This window comes from Bacteroides sp. 51 (assembly GCF_010500965.1).
Lineage (GTDB): Bacteria > Bacteroidota > Bacteroidia > Bacteroidales > Bacteroidaceae > Bacteroides.
Genome location: NZ_QVMI01000038.1, coordinates 1 through 16,704, shown reverse-complemented (window position 1 = coordinate 16,704; position 16,704 = coordinate 1). Strand labels below are relative to the sequence as shown.

The following is a 16,704-nucleotide window of genomic DNA, read 5'->3' as shown; positions in this document are numbered from 1 at the left end:
TAATAAAAGATATATAGATACATAAAACTAATGACTCATAAATTAAATGATGCGCAGCCCATCCCCCTCTCCTTTGGAGAGGGACGGGGTGAGGCTGTTCGTGTCGGATTATTCATCCCTTGCTACGTAAACGCCATTTATCCCGAAGTAGGAGTGGCGACTTATAAATTACTTGACTATCTGGGCTGCGATGTAGATTACCCTTTGCAACAAACCTGTTGCGGGCAGCCTATGGCAAACGCAGGATTTGAGAATGAAGCCCTGCCGCTCGCCCTCTCTTTCGAGAAACTCTTCAATGCCTACGACTATATAGTAGCTCCTTCGGCAAGTTGCGCCTCCTTCGTAAAATTCAACTACCCCAATGTACTAAAAGCGGGCGGACACCTTTGCCAGGCGAGCGATAAAATATACGATGTCTGTGAATTCATTCACGACATACTCAAACCAACAAGTATGCCCGGCATCTTTCCGCATAAAGTAAGCCTGCACAACAGTTGCCACGGTGTGCGCGAACTAAAACTATCTTCTGCCAGCGAACTCAACATTCCCCGTTATTCTAAAATAAAAGACCTGTTAAACCTCGTAAAAGACATTGAAATCCTTGAACCCCAAAAGGTCGACGAGTGCTGTGGTTTCGGAGGCATGTTTTCCGTGGAAGAACCCGAAGTCTCCACCTGCATGGGAGAAGATAAAGTACGCAACCACATGGCCATCGGTGCAGCATACATAACCGGAGCCGACAGTTCCTGCCTGATGCACATGCAAGGCGTTGTCGAAAGGCAAAAGCTTCCCATTAAGTTTATTCATGTTGTTCAAATTCTATCCGCCGGCTTATGAGTACGAAACATTCAAAAGCGGCCGCACGGTTCATAGCCAACCGTCCGCAGGAACAATGGCACAACGAAACCCTATGGTTTGTCCGCCAGAAAAGAGACAACCTGGTGATGCACATTCCCGAATGGGAGCAACTTCGCGAACTGGCACACGAAATCAAAATGCACACCGTAACCCACCTGGAAACCTATCTGGCACAGTTTGCCGACAAAGCCGAAGCCAACGGAATCATTGTACACTGGGCCAAAGATGCCGATGAACACAACCAGATGGTGTATGACATCCTTCACTCCCACGGAGTAAAGAAGCTGGTAAAAAGTAAATCCATGCTGACCGAAGAATGCCATCTGAACCCTTATCTTGAACATCAAGGCATAGATGTTGTAGAGAGTGATCTCGGAGAACGCATCCTGCAACTCATGGGCGAAGCACCTAGCCATATCGTCATGCCCGCCATCCACCTGAAACGCCAGGAAGTAGGCAAGCTCTTTGAAGAAAAGATGCAAACCGAGAAAGACAATAGCGACCCGACCTACCTGACCCATACCGCCCGTCGCTTCCTGCGAAACGAATTCCTCACCGCCGATGCAGCCATGACAGGGGCCAACTTCGGTGTAGCCGAAACCGGAGACATCGTGGTCTGCACCAATGAAGGCAACGCAGATATGGGAACCTCGCTCGCGCCTGTACACATCGTATCCATGGGAATGGAGAAAATCGTACCCACCCTGGATGCCTTAGCCATATTCACCCGCCTACTGGCACGCTCGGCCACCGGACAGCCGGTGACGACCTATACCTCGCACTATCGCAAGCCCCGTGAAGGCAGTGAAATGCACCTGATTATTGTAGACAACGGACGAAGCGATACGCTAAGCAATACCTCGCACAATCAACTCCTGAAATGCATTCGTTGTGGTGCCTGTATGAATACCTGCCCGGTGTATCGCCGCAGCGGAGGATACTCCTATACCTATTTTATACCCGGACCTATCGGTATCAATCTGGGCATGGCGAAAGACCCGCTATCTTATTATGATAACGTGTCGGCCTGCTCGCTTTGTTATTCCTGCAACAATGTCTGCCCGGTGAAAATCAATCTGGCCGATCAGATTTACCTTTGGCGGCAGGATTTAGACCACTATGGCAAAGCCGACCGCATGAAGAAAATCATGTCGGGCGGTATGAAGTACTTATTCAAAAGGCCACGCCTCTATAACACAGCCCTGCGGTTTGCACCTATCGTAAATGTAACCCCGCGTTTTCTGAAATACAACGGACTGAATGCCTGGGGGAAAGGCCGGGAGTTGCCTCGCTTTGCAAAGAAATCATTCACCACCCTGTGGAAAGAAGGAAAAGTCGGAAACAATAAAGAAGAACGATGAGCACAAGAAACGAATTTATGAACAGGCTAAAGAACCATACGCCTGTTCCTTACGATATGCCCGAATTAACACTGGAGCAGATTAGCTATACCGATAATATAGAACAATTCATTCAGATCAGCAGCTTTGTGGGCGGGCAAGCCATTGAATTGAAAGAAGGAGAAGATGTGAACGAACTGATTCGTTCCCTCTATCCGGATGCCCGGAATATAGCTTCGAATCTGCCAGACATAACCCTTTCTACCGTAAACCCCGACGAGGTAGATGATCCTCATGCACTGGATAATCTGGATCTGTCAGTGATAGAAGGAGAGATCGGCGTGGCAGAAAACGGATGCATCTGGATACCCCAACAAGTGCGGCAGAAAGTGATTTATTTTATCTCCGAATATCTTGTCATCCTGTTAGATAAGAGCAAACTTGTAGCCACCATGCACGATGCCTATAAACGTATTCCGGATAGCGAATATGGCTTTGGCGTGTTCATCTCCGGACCATCCAAAACGGCCGATATTGAACAAGCATTGGTTGTAGGTGCACATGGAGCGCGTGGCGTTACGGTTATTTTAAAATAATTGTTATCGTCTGCATAGAAACCTGGGTCCAGCGCCTCGCTGGTTTAGGTAAAAGTACTATTTTTACATTATGCAATCGTTTCGAACCATAAAGCCCCGTCCCGAACTGGCACCTTACATAAAGCATTACTGGATATTACAGGATGATGCCACATTGCCTGTATCCGAACGGATTTTTCCGGTAGGCAGTGTGCAAATGGTTTTTCATAAAGGGAAACAGCTTTTCTCGCTGACGGAGAAAGAATTGCAGCCTCAATCGCTGGTATGCGGACATACCATTGGGTTCTCGGATGTCATAACAACCGGAGATCTGAATATGATCACAGTGGTATTCCATCCTCATGCGGCAAAAATATTCTTCCGTTTACCGATGAATGAGTTTCGCGGGCGGCATGTCTCCGTCTGCGACACCAACGATATACTCCTTTCCGACCTGGCAAAACGTGTGGCAGATACCCCGGATAACGATACCTGCATACAATATATCGAGTCTTTTCTGATGCAACGGCTGGCAACTTATACATCCTACCATTTGCAACGGCTCTCTGCCACTATCGACGAAATAGGCCGGCAAACGCAAACCACCGTAACAAAACTATCAGATATAGCCTGCCTGAGCAGCAAACAATTCAACCGCGTATTTATAGACCATGTAGGCACCACCCCTAAAGAGTTTATGCGTATTGTACGTATGCAGAGGGCCTTGTACACCATGCAACAGCAACCGGCGATTGATTTTGCACAACTGGCATATACCTGCGGCTTTTCAGACCAGTCGCACCTCATCAAAGAGTTTAAACTATTCTCCGGTTATACTCCTACGGAGTACCTTGCCGTTTGTGCCCCTTATTCCGATTATTTCTCTGTAGGATAAGATGTCTTTTTTTTCCTATCGCAGGAGATTCATTGCCATTACCTTTGTCATGTCTTTGCAAAGTACAAACGAATAATCATTTAAATCAGAAAGAACATGAACAAGTTTATCTCTTTTTTCGAAATCCCGGCCGCCGATTTTAATCGGGCAGTCGACTTCTACCAAACTGTATTTAACATGACGCTTCCGGTTATGGACTGCGATGCAGAAAAAATGGCTTTCTTCAATGAAGGCGAAAAGTCTGTGGGGGCCATCTCCTGGGCAAAAGATTTCCTGCCTTCGCCTCACGGAGTACTCATCCACTTTAATTGCGATGATCTGGAGAAGACCTTATCCGTCATTCAAAGCAAGGGAGGAACGGTGACCATTCCTAAAACCAAAATTGAAGCCGAAGACAGAGGTTATTTCGCCGTGTGTACAGATAGCGAAGGAAACCGCATCGGTCTATACCAGGATTAAATCCTGTAATTCCATAGGGGCGGGCCTTGTGTCCGCCCTTGACGCCGATATCTACTTCCCACCATTCTCCATACCATTCGTCCCCATCCTCACCTGCGAATCTTTAATCTCATAAAACACATCCGTAGGTGTTATCTGGAAACAGTTCGTAATAACCCCATTCTCTACATTATCCATAACCACAACCGGTTGTCCGGCTATCGGCTTCTTTGATCTCACATCATTAAGAATCACATGCTTACAATTCTTAAAACTCCACGAAGGTCCCTCCTTCACCGAAAAGTCTGCGTTATAAAACCGGATATTCGTTGCTATTTCCGCCTTAAAACCTTTCCGGGCTTCCAGATTAATATTAGAGAAAGAGATCTCATCAACAGGCATTTCCTCAATCCCCGATATATACCCAATCTGCTCAATATTAGACCCCGTAATATTACTTAAATGAATATTCCTGAACGTAGGCGTACGCTCCGTAACCGGTTCAGGCGTAGACAGACGGTCGTAAAACAGATCGAAGATAAAAGCATTTCTCTGTATATCATTCATAATAATATTATTTACCCTGATTTCCTCCACCACACCTCCCCGGCCTCGCGAAGCTTTCAGCCGGATTCCCGCATCCGTGCCATTGAAAACACAGTTTGATATAGTTACTTTCTTCACCCCTCCCGACATCTCACTGCCGATAACAACCCCGCCATGCCCTGAAAGCATAATACAATTTGTAATGGTGATATTCTCACAAGGCTTGCCATATTTCCTGCCATTTCCATCCCTGCCCGATTTTATCGTAATACAATCATCCCCCACACTGATAAAACAATCGGAAATCCGCACGTTACTGCACGAAGATGGGTTAATCCCATCCGTGTTCGGACCTTTGGGATCTTTTGACGGATTATTTATAGTAACCCCATGAATCGTTATATTGTCACAAAAAGCAGGATTGATAGTCCAGAAGGGTGAATTGATAATCTTAACGTTCTCAATCAGGATATTGCTGCACTCAAAGAACTGAATAAATGGGGGGCGAAAGAACTTACGTTCCAACGACTTCTTATAATACTCCTCCACCACAAGCTCTTTGTTCGACTCCACCCATAACTCCTGCAACTCCGTTAACTGGCCGAGTTTACCATTCTTGCGGATTTCCGCAGACAACTTCCGGTCATACGCCCACCATTTAAACCCATTACCGTCTAAAGTTCCTCTGCCTGTAATAGACAGATTATCCTCATTGCGGGCATAGATCAGCGGAGTAAGCGTATTCATTACCGTACCCTCCCACCTGATTTCTTCGAAGGGCAGATAATCTTCAAAACGATCGGAGAAACGGATAGTGGCTCCTGCATCAAGCCGGAGCTCAATATTGCTTTTCATGCGGATGGTAGCTGTGAGATACGTTCCTGCCGGAAAATATAAAGTACCGCCACCACTCTGATGAGCTTTCAGTATGGTTTGATTAATAATCTCAGTACAAATCTTATTTCCGGTATGATCGGCGCCCAGTTCTTTTATATTATAGACATTACTGTGAAGTGGCAGGATAAGCACCAATAGGGTCAGGAATACGTAAATGCGTTTCATCGTTAAATATGGGTTAGTTATTAATTCTGCGAATCTAAGATGAATTTCTGTAAAGAAAGAGCAATATTCATCTAAATCAGAGCAATAAGAGTAGATTAATTATCCAATCTGGAGCATTATTTGTTCAAATCTTTTCGAAAAGCTAATAATTCCCCCATGTTGCATGAATAAATGGCTAATATTGTCACTAATTAATTATCATATAAAAGAATTACTGAAAACATGAAAGACTATTTATCAAGATTAGCGCTCAGCTTTCTAATGATCATGCTGGGAGTTCATTTACATGCACAACAACAAGCCGTGTTATGGTATGACAAACCGGCTGAGTATTGGGAAGAAGCTCTGCCTTTGGGAAATGGCAGAATAGGCGCTATGGTATACGGTAATCCTGCAAAAGAGGAAATTCAGTTGAATGAAGAAACCGTTTCGGCCGGATCACCCTACAAAAACTATAATCCGGATGCTAAAGCAGCGCTTTCTGATATACGCCAATTGATCTTTGATGGAAACTATCCGGAAGCCCAGATGATGGCAGGGGAGAAGATCCTTTCCAAAAACGGATTTGGTATGCCTTATCAAACCGTTGGTAGCTTATGGTTGGATTTTGAAGGGCATGAAAACTATACCAACTTTCGCCGCGAACTGGATATTGACAAGGCGGTAGCCACTACAATATACACAGTCGGTGGGGTAGAGTATAAACGTGAAATCTTTACCTCTTTTGTCGATCAGTTGGTTGTTGTACGCCTGACTGCCTCTAAACCCGGCAAACTGACATTCAACACCAAACTGACTTGTCCGCAGGCGGTCGATGTCGTGGCTTCCGGCAAAGACCGGCTCACGATGGAAGGAGTTACAAAGGGAGATGAATTTACAGAAGGCAAAGTGCGTTTTCGTGCCGATTTGAAGTTGCATATTCAAGGGGGTAAAAGCGTTGCCGGCGATAGCCTGTTGATGGTTACTAATGCCAACAGCGCAACCATCTATATAGCTATGGCAACCAACTTTGTTAACTACAAAGATATATCTGCCGATCCGGTTGAACGCAATAAAAGCGATTTGAAAAACGCCGGAAAGAACTACTCAAAAGCTCTCCAGGCGCATATTAATGAATACCAAAAGTATTACCGCCGGGTTTCTCTGGAACTTGGACGCACTCCGCAAGCGGATAAACCTACGGATGTCCGTGTGAAAGAGTTTGCCACTTCAAATGATCCGCATCTGGTTTCTTTATACTTCCAGTTTGGACGTTATCTGCTTATTGCGTGCTCACAACCTGGCGGACAGCCTGCCAACCTGCAAGGCATCTGGAACAACAAACTAAACCCGGCATGGAAATGTAGATATACAACCAATATCAATGCCGAAATGAACTATTGGCCCGCTGAGGTAACCAATCTGGCCGAAATGCATGAACCTTTCCTGCAAATGATCAGCGAATTATATGAAAACGGGCAGGAAGCTGCACGCGAAATGTACGGTTGCCGGGGGTGGGTGTTGCATCACAATACCGACCTCTGGCGTATGAACGGTGCAGTAGACAGGGCATATTGCGGACCGTGGCCAACATGCAACGCCTGGTTATGCCAGCACTTGTGGGATCGTTATTTATATTCGGGCGATAAGGAATTCCTGGCCCGTGTATATCCGATCATGAAGAGCGCTTCCGAATTCTTTGTCGACTTCCTGGTAGAAGACCCCAACACAGGATATATGGTCGTTACTCCCAGCAACTCTCCCGAAAATGCTCCACGTCATTTAAAAGGAAAAGCCAATCTGTTTGCCGGCATTACAATGGATAACCAATTGGTATTTGATCTTTTCACAAACACAGAAGCTGCTGCCCGCCTTTTGTATAAAGATGAATCATTCTGTGATACCATTTCAGGATTAAAGAAGCAACTTCCTCCCATGCAGGTAGGGCAATACGGCCAGTTGCAGGAGTGGTTCGAAGATTGGGACCACCCCGGTGATCATCACCGTCATATATCCCATCTGTGGGGTTTCTTCCCGGGCTATCAGATTTCTCCTTACTCTTCGCCGGTTTTATTCGAAGCCGCTCGCAATACCTTGATACAACGTGGCGATCCTTCCACAGGCTGGTCTATGGGATGGAAGGTTTGTTTCTGGGCAAGGTGTTTGGATGGAAATCATGCGTTGAAGCTCATTACCAATCAGTTGAACCTGGTATCGCCCGTATTGCAGAAAGGACAAGACGGAGGCACATATCCTAATTTATTCGATGCACATCCCCCTTTTCAGATAGACGGTAACTTTGGTTGTGCGGCCGGTATTGCAGAAATGCTGATGCAGAGCCACGATGAGGCTATCCATTTATTACCCGCTTTACCCGATGCGTGGAAAGACGGAGAAATCAAAGGACTTCGCACCCGTGGTGGATTTGAAATCATATCACTGAAATGGAAAGATGGAAAGATTGAATCGGCAGTTATAAAATCGACCATTGGAGGTAACTTACGCCTGCGCGCCCACAATCAACTGAAACTGAATGGCGAATCATTGTCCCGGGCAGAGGGTGTTAACGCAAACCCCTTGTTTGTAAAACAACAAATAGCCCGTCCGTTAATCAGCGAGAAAGCTCCTTTAAAAGGAGTTGAACTGAAAGAGTTCTATCTGTATGATGTATCAACAAAAGCAGGGCAGACGTATACATTTACTTTATAGCGCCCACAGTGGGAGTGTGAACCAAAACCGTGAACCTTCGCCCAGCTTGGATTCAACTCCCATTTTTCCTCCCATTTGGTTGACGATGCTTTGGCAAATCGGCAGTCCCAGGCCGGTTCCTTGTACAAAAGAGTTTAGTTTTACGAACCGGTCAAAAATCTTATCCATATCTTCCACATAGAAGAGAACGGAATCCCCATCAACTTTATACCCATATTCCACATGCCCGGACTTTGTGAACTTCAATGCATTACTGATCAGGTTAGTAGCCACCTGGCTGATACGGTCCGGATCTCCAATCATAACCACCTCTGGCAGAGTCTCGTCAAACAACAGTTTAACCTGTTCCGTCTCTCTAACCCGCATTGAAGTTATAATATTGCTTGACAGGCTTTTCAGGCTAATCTCGTTTTTGTTGAGTTCCAGCATGTTAGCCTCTATCTTCGATAAGTCCAGAATATCTGATATCAGTTTAAGAAGCAAGTCATTGTTATGACGAATGATACGCACATATTCTTCTTTTTCCGCCGGGTCGTCTATCATACAAAGCATATCCGAGAATCCCACAATCGCATTTAACGGCGTGCGGATCTCATGGCTCATGCTTGCCAGGAAAGCCGACTTCAGTTTGTCCAGCGCTTCGGCTTTATCCTTGGCCAATATCATTTCCTTCAGTTCTGTAATATCCACGCTGACGCCGATCACCTCAATACTGTCATCGGGATCATACTCCTTTATGGTTAGCGTGCAACGCAGCCAGCGGGGTGAGTCGCTTTCTTTCCCTAATACTTTAATCTCGCGGTCCAGCGTTTTGGCTTTTCCAGCCATAGCCAGAGCGTGGAATTCTTTGATCGCGCGAAGGTCTTCCGGATCAACCGTACTGTATGCCTCATCAATATCTTCAGTGACCAGTGTATTGGGATCTTTCCCCAGGTTTTTAAACCATTGACTAATGGCAAATCCTTCTTTCTTTATCAGGTTCCATTTAAAGTAACCTACCTTGGCAAAATCTGCTATTAAAGAAAAATTCTCTTCAAATTCCTGAATGCGTAGATAAGCGTTGGTCGTTTCGGTATTGTCTATATTGATAAAGAGGTAGTTTTGAATCTGGTTGTTATTATCCAGAACCGGAACAATTTTGGTGGTCAGGTTGGTTACACCTTTCTTTACCGGAAGTTTCTTGTAATAGTTTTCCATTACACGGCTGAATTCATAACTTGAATTGAAGTCAATCCTTTCTCCGCGTTTCATTCTTTCCTTAACCTCCAATGGTAATATGGGATGTTTGAAGATATCTACTCCCATATAATCATCCATGGAAGCCATTCCCAGAATCTCAACATCTTTTTCGTTTGCTTTAATAAGGATACCGTTTTTATCAAAAACTTCCAGGCCAACAGGAAGGTTGTCATAGATGTCTCTCAGTAGATGTTCGCTTTCTTGTAGGGCTTCATGAGCATGATACGTATCGGTGACGTCCAATAACAGCGTTACGATAACTTCTTTTTGTGGCGAGAACATAATAGCCCGGCAATGCCTGTCGGTTTCTACTTCCAGATAGTTATATTCAATATGCTTATCGGTATTGACAATCCGGACCATGCGGTTTAGCTCTTTTTCGAAAGCATACTCTTGTTCGCTACCTTTTTTGGATAATATCCAGGCACGGGATTTACCGCTTATGTATTCTATCTTCTTGTTTATTTCTGTAAATTCATAATCAACAGCCACCCCATCTTTATAAATAAGTTTGGTTTGCTGATAGCCAATGGGCATATACCGGTAAAGATGCTCAAGATACTCCTTGTTCTTAGTCTCCTTAGGACCATCAATAAACTCTATACTGCCTAGCAGTGTAACCGGTTTTCCGTTTTCCAGATCTTTTATACTGTATTTTGAAAGCACCCACTTGGTTCCGTTAGGAGTTAGAACCGGAAATTCGGCAGTAATCGTATCCCCTTCCTTAATATTCATCATATTCTGAACAAGGTACGAACTATAATCTTCCCGTATGATGCGGTGGAATGTGGCAAAGGAACAACTGCTCTTATCCAGACCTAGTGCTTCCGCTGTGTAATCGGAATATGTATATGTTTCATTGATAAGATCAGCTTCCCACCATCCGATTTTGGCGATTTCCAGTAATAAGTTTAGTCGTCGGTTCTCTAGTCTTGACTCCTCAGGGTTCATTAGCAAAGTAGTTGTTATTTAGTGAAGGTTGCGCAAAAATAATAATAGTTTTTATTTCCTGCAATGGAAATTAACGAAAATACTGAGGTCCATGTAGTTAACTGGATAAAACGGTCCCCTTTCGTGTCTGTTCGTCATTGCGAACGCAGTGAAGCAATCCAGGTATTACCCCTCCTTCAACGGATTCCACCCTTGTGCTTTCAGCTCAAACTCCTGCCCGTCTCGTGTAATCAGAGCGCACCCCAGGTCTTTCTTCGTAATATGCCCAATCAATTTAACGCCTTCCATCTCTGCAATCTTCTCATGATCGGCAATAGGAACCGTAAACAGAAGTTCATAATCTTCACCGCCATTCATGGCACAAGTCGTTAAATTCAAATTAAACTCTTCCGCTGTTACCGCCGTCAGGTAGTCAATAGGAATATGTTCCTCATACACCCGGCAACCCGCATCGCTCTGGCTGCAAATATGCATAAGCTCAGACGACAAACCGTCAGAAACATCCATCATAGCCGTAGGAACGATATTAGCCTCTGCCAAACGTTTGATGATATCAGCGCGCGGCTCAGGTTTCAGTTGGCGCTCCAACAAATACTCTTTCCCCTCGAAATCGGGCTGAACATCCTCCTCACCTCTAAAGACCGCCTTCTCACGTTCCAGAAGTTGCAATCCCATATAGGCTGCCCCCAAATCTCCGGTTACACAGATCAGGTCCGTATCTTTGGCGCCGTTGCGGTATACAATGCGTCCTTTCTCTCCTTCGCCAATACAGGTAATGCTGATAGCCAGTCCGGTTAATGAAGAACTGGTATCTCCTCCTACAATATCCACATTATAGTGTTTGCAAGCCAGTTGTATTCCGGCATAAAACTCTTCCAGGTCTTCAACAGAGAACCGTTTAGACAACGCAATGGATACGGTAATCTGTTTGGGGCTACCGTTCATGGCGTAGATATCCGAAAAGTTCACTGCCGCCGCCTTATATCCCAAATGCTTCAAAGGAACATAAGTCAGGTCAAAGTGCACACCCTCCATAAGAAGGTCCGTGCTGACCAGGATTTCTTTATCAGGGTAGGAGAGTACCGCCGCATCATCTCCCACACCATATTTACTCGATTCGTTTTTAAGTTCTATATCCTGGGTGAGTCGGCGGATCAGGCCAAACTCACCTAACGATGCTATTTCCGTTTTCATGTTTGATTATAATTAAAAATCTCGCAGCGCCACGTTGCCGCTTATGCGCGGTTTATCAGCTCACGCATAATATCAGTCATTAGCGGTTGTGCCACATTAGCTGCCTTTTGTACATCCTCATGCGATACTTCCACGATTTTTCCTTCCACGCCCAGATCGGTAATAACCGACATACCGAATACCTTGATCTTGCAGTGGTTGGCTACAATCACTTCGGGTACGGTAGACATGCCCACGGCGTCGCCACCCATGATACGGAATAGTTTATATTCGGATGGAGTTTCGAATGTCGGGCCTTGCGTGCCCACATAAACACCCTCCTGCACCTTAATCCCCTTCTCTTTGGCAATCCCTTTAGCCTTCTCAATAAGTTCCTTCGAGTAGGCTTCGCTCATATCCGGGAAACGGTCGCCATACAGATTCTTACCTCTTAGCGGATGTTCGGGGAATTGGTTGATGTGGTCGGTAATAATCATTAAATCGCCGATTTCGAAGTTAGGGTTCGTACCACCGCTTGCGTTAGATACAAACAAGGTTTTGATGCCTAACTCTTTCATTACACGTACCGGAAAGGTCACTTCCTTCATCGAGTAGCCTTCGTAGTAGTGAAAACGGCCTTGCATAGCCATAATATCTTTATTGCCAAGTTTTCCGAAAATCAGTTTTCCGCTATGGCCTTCTACTGTCGACACAGGGAAGTTGGGTATTACCTCGTAGCTGATTTCATATTTTTCGGTTATTTCGTTAACGAGACTACCTAGTCCTGTACCTAGAATGATTGCTGTTTCTGGGGCTGTGTGCATCTTATTTCTAAGGAATGATGCCGTTTCTTTTATCTGCTCTAACATAGTCTATAATTGTTTTATTAAACGTATCTTCTTGATTCTGTAATATCTTAATCTCTATCGGGAGTGCGTAAATATGCTTTTTCAACTCCTCGCTTATGGCCGGGTGGGTTGCCAGCCGGGTAGCATCTTTTTCAGTAGTAATGATGATTTTTTCGCCTTGCAGCTTATTGAACTGATCTGTAATCAGTTTAATATCTTTGTTCTTAAAATTGTAATGATCGCCAAAGGAGAGCAATTCTACATGCCGCGTGTACCGGCATATTTCTTCCTTCATAATGGTGGGCGATGCGATGCCCGTTACCAATAGAACATGTTCGCTCCTTTTAAGTGAAGAGAGGTTTCTGGCTGTAATGTTTGTTTTGGGAAATACCGGGATTAAATTGCCATATTGGAAAGACGAAAAAAACAGCTTCTGATAAGGAAACAACCCCAGTCGTTTGGCAATAATATTATAATCTATGGGTTTTATATCTTCCGGACATTTTGTCACGATAACAAGTTGCGCCCTGTTTTTGGCTTTCTCCGGTTCACGAAGTCTGCCGGCAGGTAGTAGGGCATCGTCACAGAACAACCGGTGGTAATCGGTTAATATGATATTCATTCCGGCTTCAACATACCTGTGCTGGAAGGCGTCATCCAATAAAATCAGTTCTATTTTAGGCTTATCCAGCTTGCATAAGTTCTCTATCCCCCGGACGCGCTTCTCGTCGACGGCCACAGTGATATGGGGAAATTTCTTTTTAATTTGATACGGTTCGTCGCCAATGCTGCGAACGCTGCTTCCCGAATCCGATAATACATACCCTTTGGTCCGGCGTTTATATCCCCGGCTCAGTACGGCAACGCGGTATTTATCTTTAAGCAAATTGATCAGATATTCCGTGTGCGGGGTTTTCCCCGTGCCGCCAACGGCAATGTTTCCAATACAAATGATTGGAATGTCAAAACTCTTTGACTGGAGAATTCCCCAGTCAAAGAGCTTATTTCTTAGGCCAACTCCCATTCCATAAAGGAATGATACCGGATATAGCCACTTGTTTATCTTAACAAGATGCTCCTCCATTGCAGCAACATTTATTCTATTCCATATTCAAACTGAAAGGCACTCTTGCCTGCATATAATCAGCATTTTCGAGATTTTTCAGTAAATTGAATTCTTTATAATAATTACCCAGGTTATTTTTCAGCAATTTGGTTTCAATATAATTGGTTGGCTTATCGTTCAGGATAGAGGTAAGTATATTCTCCTTTTCCGGATAGCTTACCACCGTATATCCTTCGATGTTTGCTCTTTCGATAGCCACTTCCAATGCTCTGTCGATGCCGCCCAGTTCGTCAATCAAACCCAGTTCCAGTGCTTTTTCTCCGGTCCACACACGTCCCTGGCCAACTTTATCAATTGCTTCTTTGGTCATATTACGTCCTTCGGCACAACGGGTAATAAACAAATCGTACCCTTCATTGATGCTCATCTGTATCAATGCTTTTTCGTCATTGTTCATGGCACGGCCTATAACACCAAGGTCAGAGAACTTATTTGTTTTTACGATATCAAAGTTTAATCCCAATTTGTTGGTTAGCCCTTCTACGTTAGGAATCATACCAAAAATACCAATAGAACCGGTCAGCGTAGTCGGATCTGCTACAATCCAGTCTGCTCCGCAAGAAATATAATATCCACCCGATGCTGCGTAGTCGCCCATGGAAACAACTACGGGTTTTTCTTTTTTCAGTTCCTCAACGGCATACCATATTTGCTCTGATGCATATGCGCTACCACCACCCGAGTTTACGCGTAGTACCACCGCCTTAACATTTTCATCTTTCTGAAGTTTGCGCAGGTCTTTGATTACTTTATCCGAAGCAATCCCTTCACCGTCGCTCATCGAAGCCTCACTTGATGTAATACTACCAAATGCATAGTATACAGCTACTATATTACCGCTTTTATCTTTTGGAACGTTCTTTTTAACGTTGATCATATCTTTCAGATCCAGTACCGAAAGATTTTTGTCTTCGTCTATTCCTATTTGCGTTTTAATATAATCGCGTATGTCATTGTGATAAATCAGTGTGTCTACCAGTCCGGCTTCTACACTCTTCTCAGCAGGGCTGAACAGTAACATTTGATCCGCAAGCTCATTCAGGCTTTCGGCGCTTAGCTTACGTGATGCGGAAACCTCGCTTACCACGCTATTCCATACGGAATTTACATATTCCTTCATTTGTTCGCGGTTCTCGGGACTCATTTCGGTGTTGATAAATGGTTCAACTGCCGATTTGTAGGTACCTACCTTAAATATCTGCATCTCTACGCCGATCTTTTCCAGCAATCCTTTGAAGAACATTGGTTGTGCGGCAAGTCCTTTCCACTCTACTGCTCCTTTAGGATTCAGCATCACTTTATCTGCCACACTCGACAGGTAATATAGACCTTGCGCGTAGGAATCTCCGTATGCATATACAAATTTGCCGCTTTCTTTGAAATCTGCAAGGGCTTCCCGGATTTCTTGTAATGAGGCAAAAGAAGCACCTAATGATGACGCCTGAATGTAGATACCTTTAATATCGTCATGCTCTTTGGCTTTTTTGATAGACGCCAGAATATCGTCTAAACCATAAACGGTGTTGTCACTGCCCAGCAGTTTATCCCAGGGGTTTTCCTGAGAGCGTTCAGATAGCGTACCATTCAGGTCAAGCATCATCACTGAGTTCTTCTTAACTATCGTTTCAGTATCTGCACTGGATAGCATACCAACAAGAACCATAATGCTGATGAGGAACATTACAACACTCGATAATACAATTCCCACAACTGTGGCGCCTGTGAATTTTAGAAAGTCTTTCATCTTTTTTATATAGTTTTAGCGCTAACGCGGCAGTCGTTAGCAAAGGTAAATAATTGAGTTGACATTTTGCCTATCAGTCGCACCAATTTTCAATTTGTCACAGGTAGGGGCGATTTTTTTAATGAAAAGCCAAAACTCCCTCACTATCGTCACCATACCTCCCATTGCGTTCATTATATTTCAGCGCCACCTCCCCTCTGCTTCCCAGATGTTTAAACTTCACCTTTTGTATATGTATGCGCACTACCTTTGCCTGATCATCCCTGTCTACAGTCATTCCAAAATCGCATTTGTTGTAAAATGCAGCCGACCCATTGATGTCATACAACCCTGGCACCGGCTCCTTTAGTTGCCCCGGCGCCTTATTCATCTTCCTTGGGTGCGCCACCAGAATCACCAGGCAGTTATTCCTTAGGGCGAAGTTGGTAAACCGGTCAAGCACGGCCGATATGTACTGTGTCTCTGTTTGCCCTGGCGGTATCTGATGCTCAAACCGGTTGAACGGGTCCACGCTCAGTATCCTTACTCCCTGCTTGCGCACCAGCTCGCGGGCAATATCCAGAATATGATCCACCGTAAAATCCTCTTCGGGCAGTATAAAGCTGAAATTCTCCTGTATATACCGTTCGGCCCGGCAATAGTCCGGTTCCGGCATCAGTCCCACCTCAAAGGGTTGCCCGGTGGCTTTTTCCATCAGCTTGCGTAAGTGATACGTCAACGGCATATTCTCGGGACTAAAGAATGCCGCCTTCCACCCGTGCCTCACGTTGAGCCGCATCACCAGCTCGTCCGTAAACTCCGACTTTCCCGATCCCGGCACGCCTGTTATCACACACAGCCGCCCCAATTCAAACGTACAGAGCTTGTCAAAGTCCAGCCAGCCCGTATCTGCTCCGGGCTGTATGCCTTCCTCAAAGAGCACCCTTAAATCCCGGCTCACATCTTTCAGACTGAATACCCCTTCCAGCGGCACTTCCTGCGCTTCCTCCAGCAGCGAGGCAAGTACCTGTTTGCCGGCATCGTGAATCTGGCTCCGGCGCCTCGCCGGCTCTCCTCCTGCTTCCGGGTTTTCTGCGGCATCGTAACTCCCCTCCTTTTTGAGGAGGGGTGCCCGTAGGGCGTGGTGGTGGGCCTGTAACACCTCATTTGCATCCTTACACCCCTGGGGATACTCCATTATTTTACACCGTTCCATCCCCAGCCGTGCAAGCAATGCTTTTC

At 45.1% G+C, this 16,704-nt stretch carries 13 protein-coding genes; 6 read left to right on the top strand and 7 right to left on the bottom strand.

What is annotated here, in order from left to right:
* Positions 1–30 precede the first annotated feature (30 nt).
* The 5 genes from D0T87_RS20745 to D0T87_RS20725 all read left to right on the top strand — a co-directional run bounded on the left by D0T87_RS20745 (position 31) and on the right by D0T87_RS20725 (position 4,127).
* Positions 31–837 carry a (Fe-S)-binding protein gene (locus D0T87_RS20745; RefSeq protein ID WP_163177684.1) on the top strand — a complete coding sequence of 269 codons (807 nt, stop codon included), beginning with the start codon at positions 31–33 and terminating at the stop codon, positions 835–837.
* The gene (locus D0T87_RS20740) at positions 834–2,219 is read left to right on the top strand and encodes a lactate utilization protein B (RefSeq protein ID WP_163177682.1); all 1,386 of its coding nucleotides are present in this window, start codon (positions 834–836) and stop codon (positions 2,217–2,219) included. The genes D0T87_RS20745 and D0T87_RS20740 overlap by 4 nt, the downstream gene beginning before the upstream one ends.
* Positions 2,216–2,794 carry an LUD domain-containing protein gene (locus D0T87_RS20735; protein ID WP_163177680.1) on the top strand — a complete coding sequence of 193 codons (579 nt, stop codon included), beginning with the start codon at positions 2,216–2,218 and terminating at the stop codon, positions 2,792–2,794. The genes D0T87_RS20740 and D0T87_RS20735 overlap by 4 nt, the downstream gene beginning before the upstream one ends.
* A 70-nt stretch (positions 2,795–2,864) precedes the next feature.
* A complete protein-coding gene (locus D0T87_RS20730; RefSeq protein ID WP_163177678.1) occupies positions 2,865–3,668 on the top strand; it encodes a helix-turn-helix domain-containing protein in 804 nt (267 codons plus the stop codon).
* A gap of 96 nt (positions 3,669–3,764) precedes the next feature.
* Complete coding sequence (locus D0T87_RS20725; protein WP_163177677.1) at positions 3,765–4,127, top strand: VOC family protein; 363 nt, start codon at positions 3,765–3,767, stop codon at positions 4,125–4,127.
* Positions 4,128–4,178: 51 nt separating this feature from the next.
* Here the strand turns inward: D0T87_RS20725 and D0T87_RS20720 are convergent, their stop codons facing one another.
* Positions 4,179–5,714 (bottom strand): glycoside hydrolase family 28 protein, encoded by a 1,536-nt coding sequence (locus D0T87_RS20720; protein ID WP_163177675.1) that lies wholly within the window; start codon positions 5,712–5,714, stop codon positions 4,179–4,181.
* 261 nt (positions 5,715–5,975) lie between these two features.
* Here D0T87_RS20720 and D0T87_RS20715 point away from each other — a divergent pair, with 261 nt between their 5' ends.
* A complete protein-coding gene (locus tag D0T87_RS20715) occupies positions 5,976–8,402 on the top strand; it encodes a glycoside hydrolase N-terminal domain-containing protein (RefSeq protein ID WP_370526948.1) in 2,427 nt (808 codons plus the stop codon).
* On the opposite strand, the gene D0T87_RS20710 is transcribed toward D0T87_RS20715, so the two are convergent.
* The 6 genes from D0T87_RS20710 to D0T87_RS20685 all read right to left on the bottom strand — a co-directional run.
* The gene (locus D0T87_RS20710; protein WP_163177672.1) at positions 8,397–10,592 is read right to left on the bottom strand and encodes a PAS domain-containing protein; all 2,196 of its coding nucleotides are present in this window, start codon (positions 10,590–10,592) and stop codon (positions 8,397–8,399) included. The two genes, D0T87_RS20715 and D0T87_RS20710, sit on opposite strands and share 6 nt — an antisense overlap.
* Before the next feature lie 165 nt (positions 10,593–10,757).
* Positions 10,758–11,786: a thiamine-phosphate kinase gene (thiL, locus tag D0T87_RS20705; RefSeq protein WP_163177671.1), complete on the bottom strand. Its 1,029-nt coding sequence runs from the start codon at positions 11,784–11,786 to the stop codon at positions 10,758–10,760.
* A gap of 41 nt (positions 11,787–11,827) precedes the next feature.
* Complete coding sequence (locus D0T87_RS20700; RefSeq protein ID WP_163177669.1) at positions 11,828–12,634, bottom strand: purine-nucleoside phosphorylase; 807 nt, start codon at positions 12,632–12,634, stop codon at positions 11,828–11,830.
* Positions 12,597–13,697 carry a tetraacyldisaccharide 4'-kinase gene (lpxK, locus tag D0T87_RS20695; RefSeq protein ID WP_163177667.1) on the bottom strand — a complete coding sequence of 367 codons (1,101 nt, stop codon included), beginning with the start codon at positions 13,695–13,697 and terminating at the stop codon, positions 12,597–12,599. Before lpxK ends, D0T87_RS20700 begins: the two co-directional genes overlap by 38 nt.
* A gap of 16 nt (positions 13,698–13,713) precedes the next feature.
* A complete protein-coding gene (sppA, locus tag D0T87_RS20690; protein WP_163177665.1) occupies positions 13,714–15,483 on the bottom strand; it encodes a signal peptide peptidase SppA in 1,770 nt (589 codons plus the stop codon).
* A gap of 118 nt (positions 15,484–15,601) precedes the next feature.
* The coding region (locus tag D0T87_RS20685) for a DnaB-like helicase C-terminal domain-containing protein (protein ID WP_304521318.1) at positions 15,602–16,704 on the bottom strand (1,103 nt) is incomplete at its 5' end.

Bases quoted from the DNA above. Each gene is read 5' to 3' on its own strand.
- D0T87_RS20745 (WP_163177684.1), top strand. From the start codon at position 31: ATGACTCATAAATTAAATGATGCGCAGCCCATCCCCCTCTCCTTTGGA.
- D0T87_RS20740 (WP_163177682.1), top strand. From the start codon at position 834: ATGAGTACGAAACATTCAAAAGCGGCCGCACGGTTCATAGCCAACCGT.
- D0T87_RS20735 (WP_163177680.1), top strand. From the start codon at position 2,216: ATGAGCACAAGAAACGAATTTATGAACAGGCTAAAGAACCATACGCCT.
- D0T87_RS20730 (WP_163177678.1), top strand. From the start codon at position 2,865: ATGCAATCGTTTCGAACCATAAAGCCCCGTCCCGAACTGGCACCTTAC.
- D0T87_RS20725 (WP_163177677.1), top strand. From the start codon at position 3,765: ATGAACAAGTTTATCTCTTTTTTCGAAATCCCGGCCGCCGATTTTAAT.
- D0T87_RS20720 (WP_163177675.1), bottom strand. From the start codon at position 5,714: ATGAAACGCATTTACGTATTCCTGACCCTATTGGTGCTTATCCTGCCA.
- D0T87_RS20715 (WP_370526948.1), top strand. From the start codon at position 5,976: ATGATCATGCTGGGAGTTCATTTACATGCACAACAACAAGCCGTGTTA.
- D0T87_RS20710 (WP_163177672.1), bottom strand. From the start codon at position 10,592: ATGAACCCTGAGGAGTCAAGACTAGAGAACCGACGACTAAACTTATTA.
- thiL (WP_163177671.1), bottom strand. From the start codon at position 11,786: ATGAAAACGGAAATAGCATCGTTAGGTGAGTTTGGCCTGATCCGCCGA.
- D0T87_RS20700 (WP_163177669.1), bottom strand. From the start codon at position 12,634: ATGTTAGAGCAGATAAAAGAAACGGCATCATTCCTTAGAAATAAGATG.
- lpxK (WP_163177667.1), bottom strand. From the start codon at position 13,697: ATGGAGGAGCATCTTGTTAAGATAAACAAGTGGCTATATCCGGTATCA.
- sppA (WP_163177665.1), bottom strand. From the start codon at position 15,483: ATGAAAGACTTTCTAAAATTCACAGGCGCCACAGTTGTGGGAATTGTA.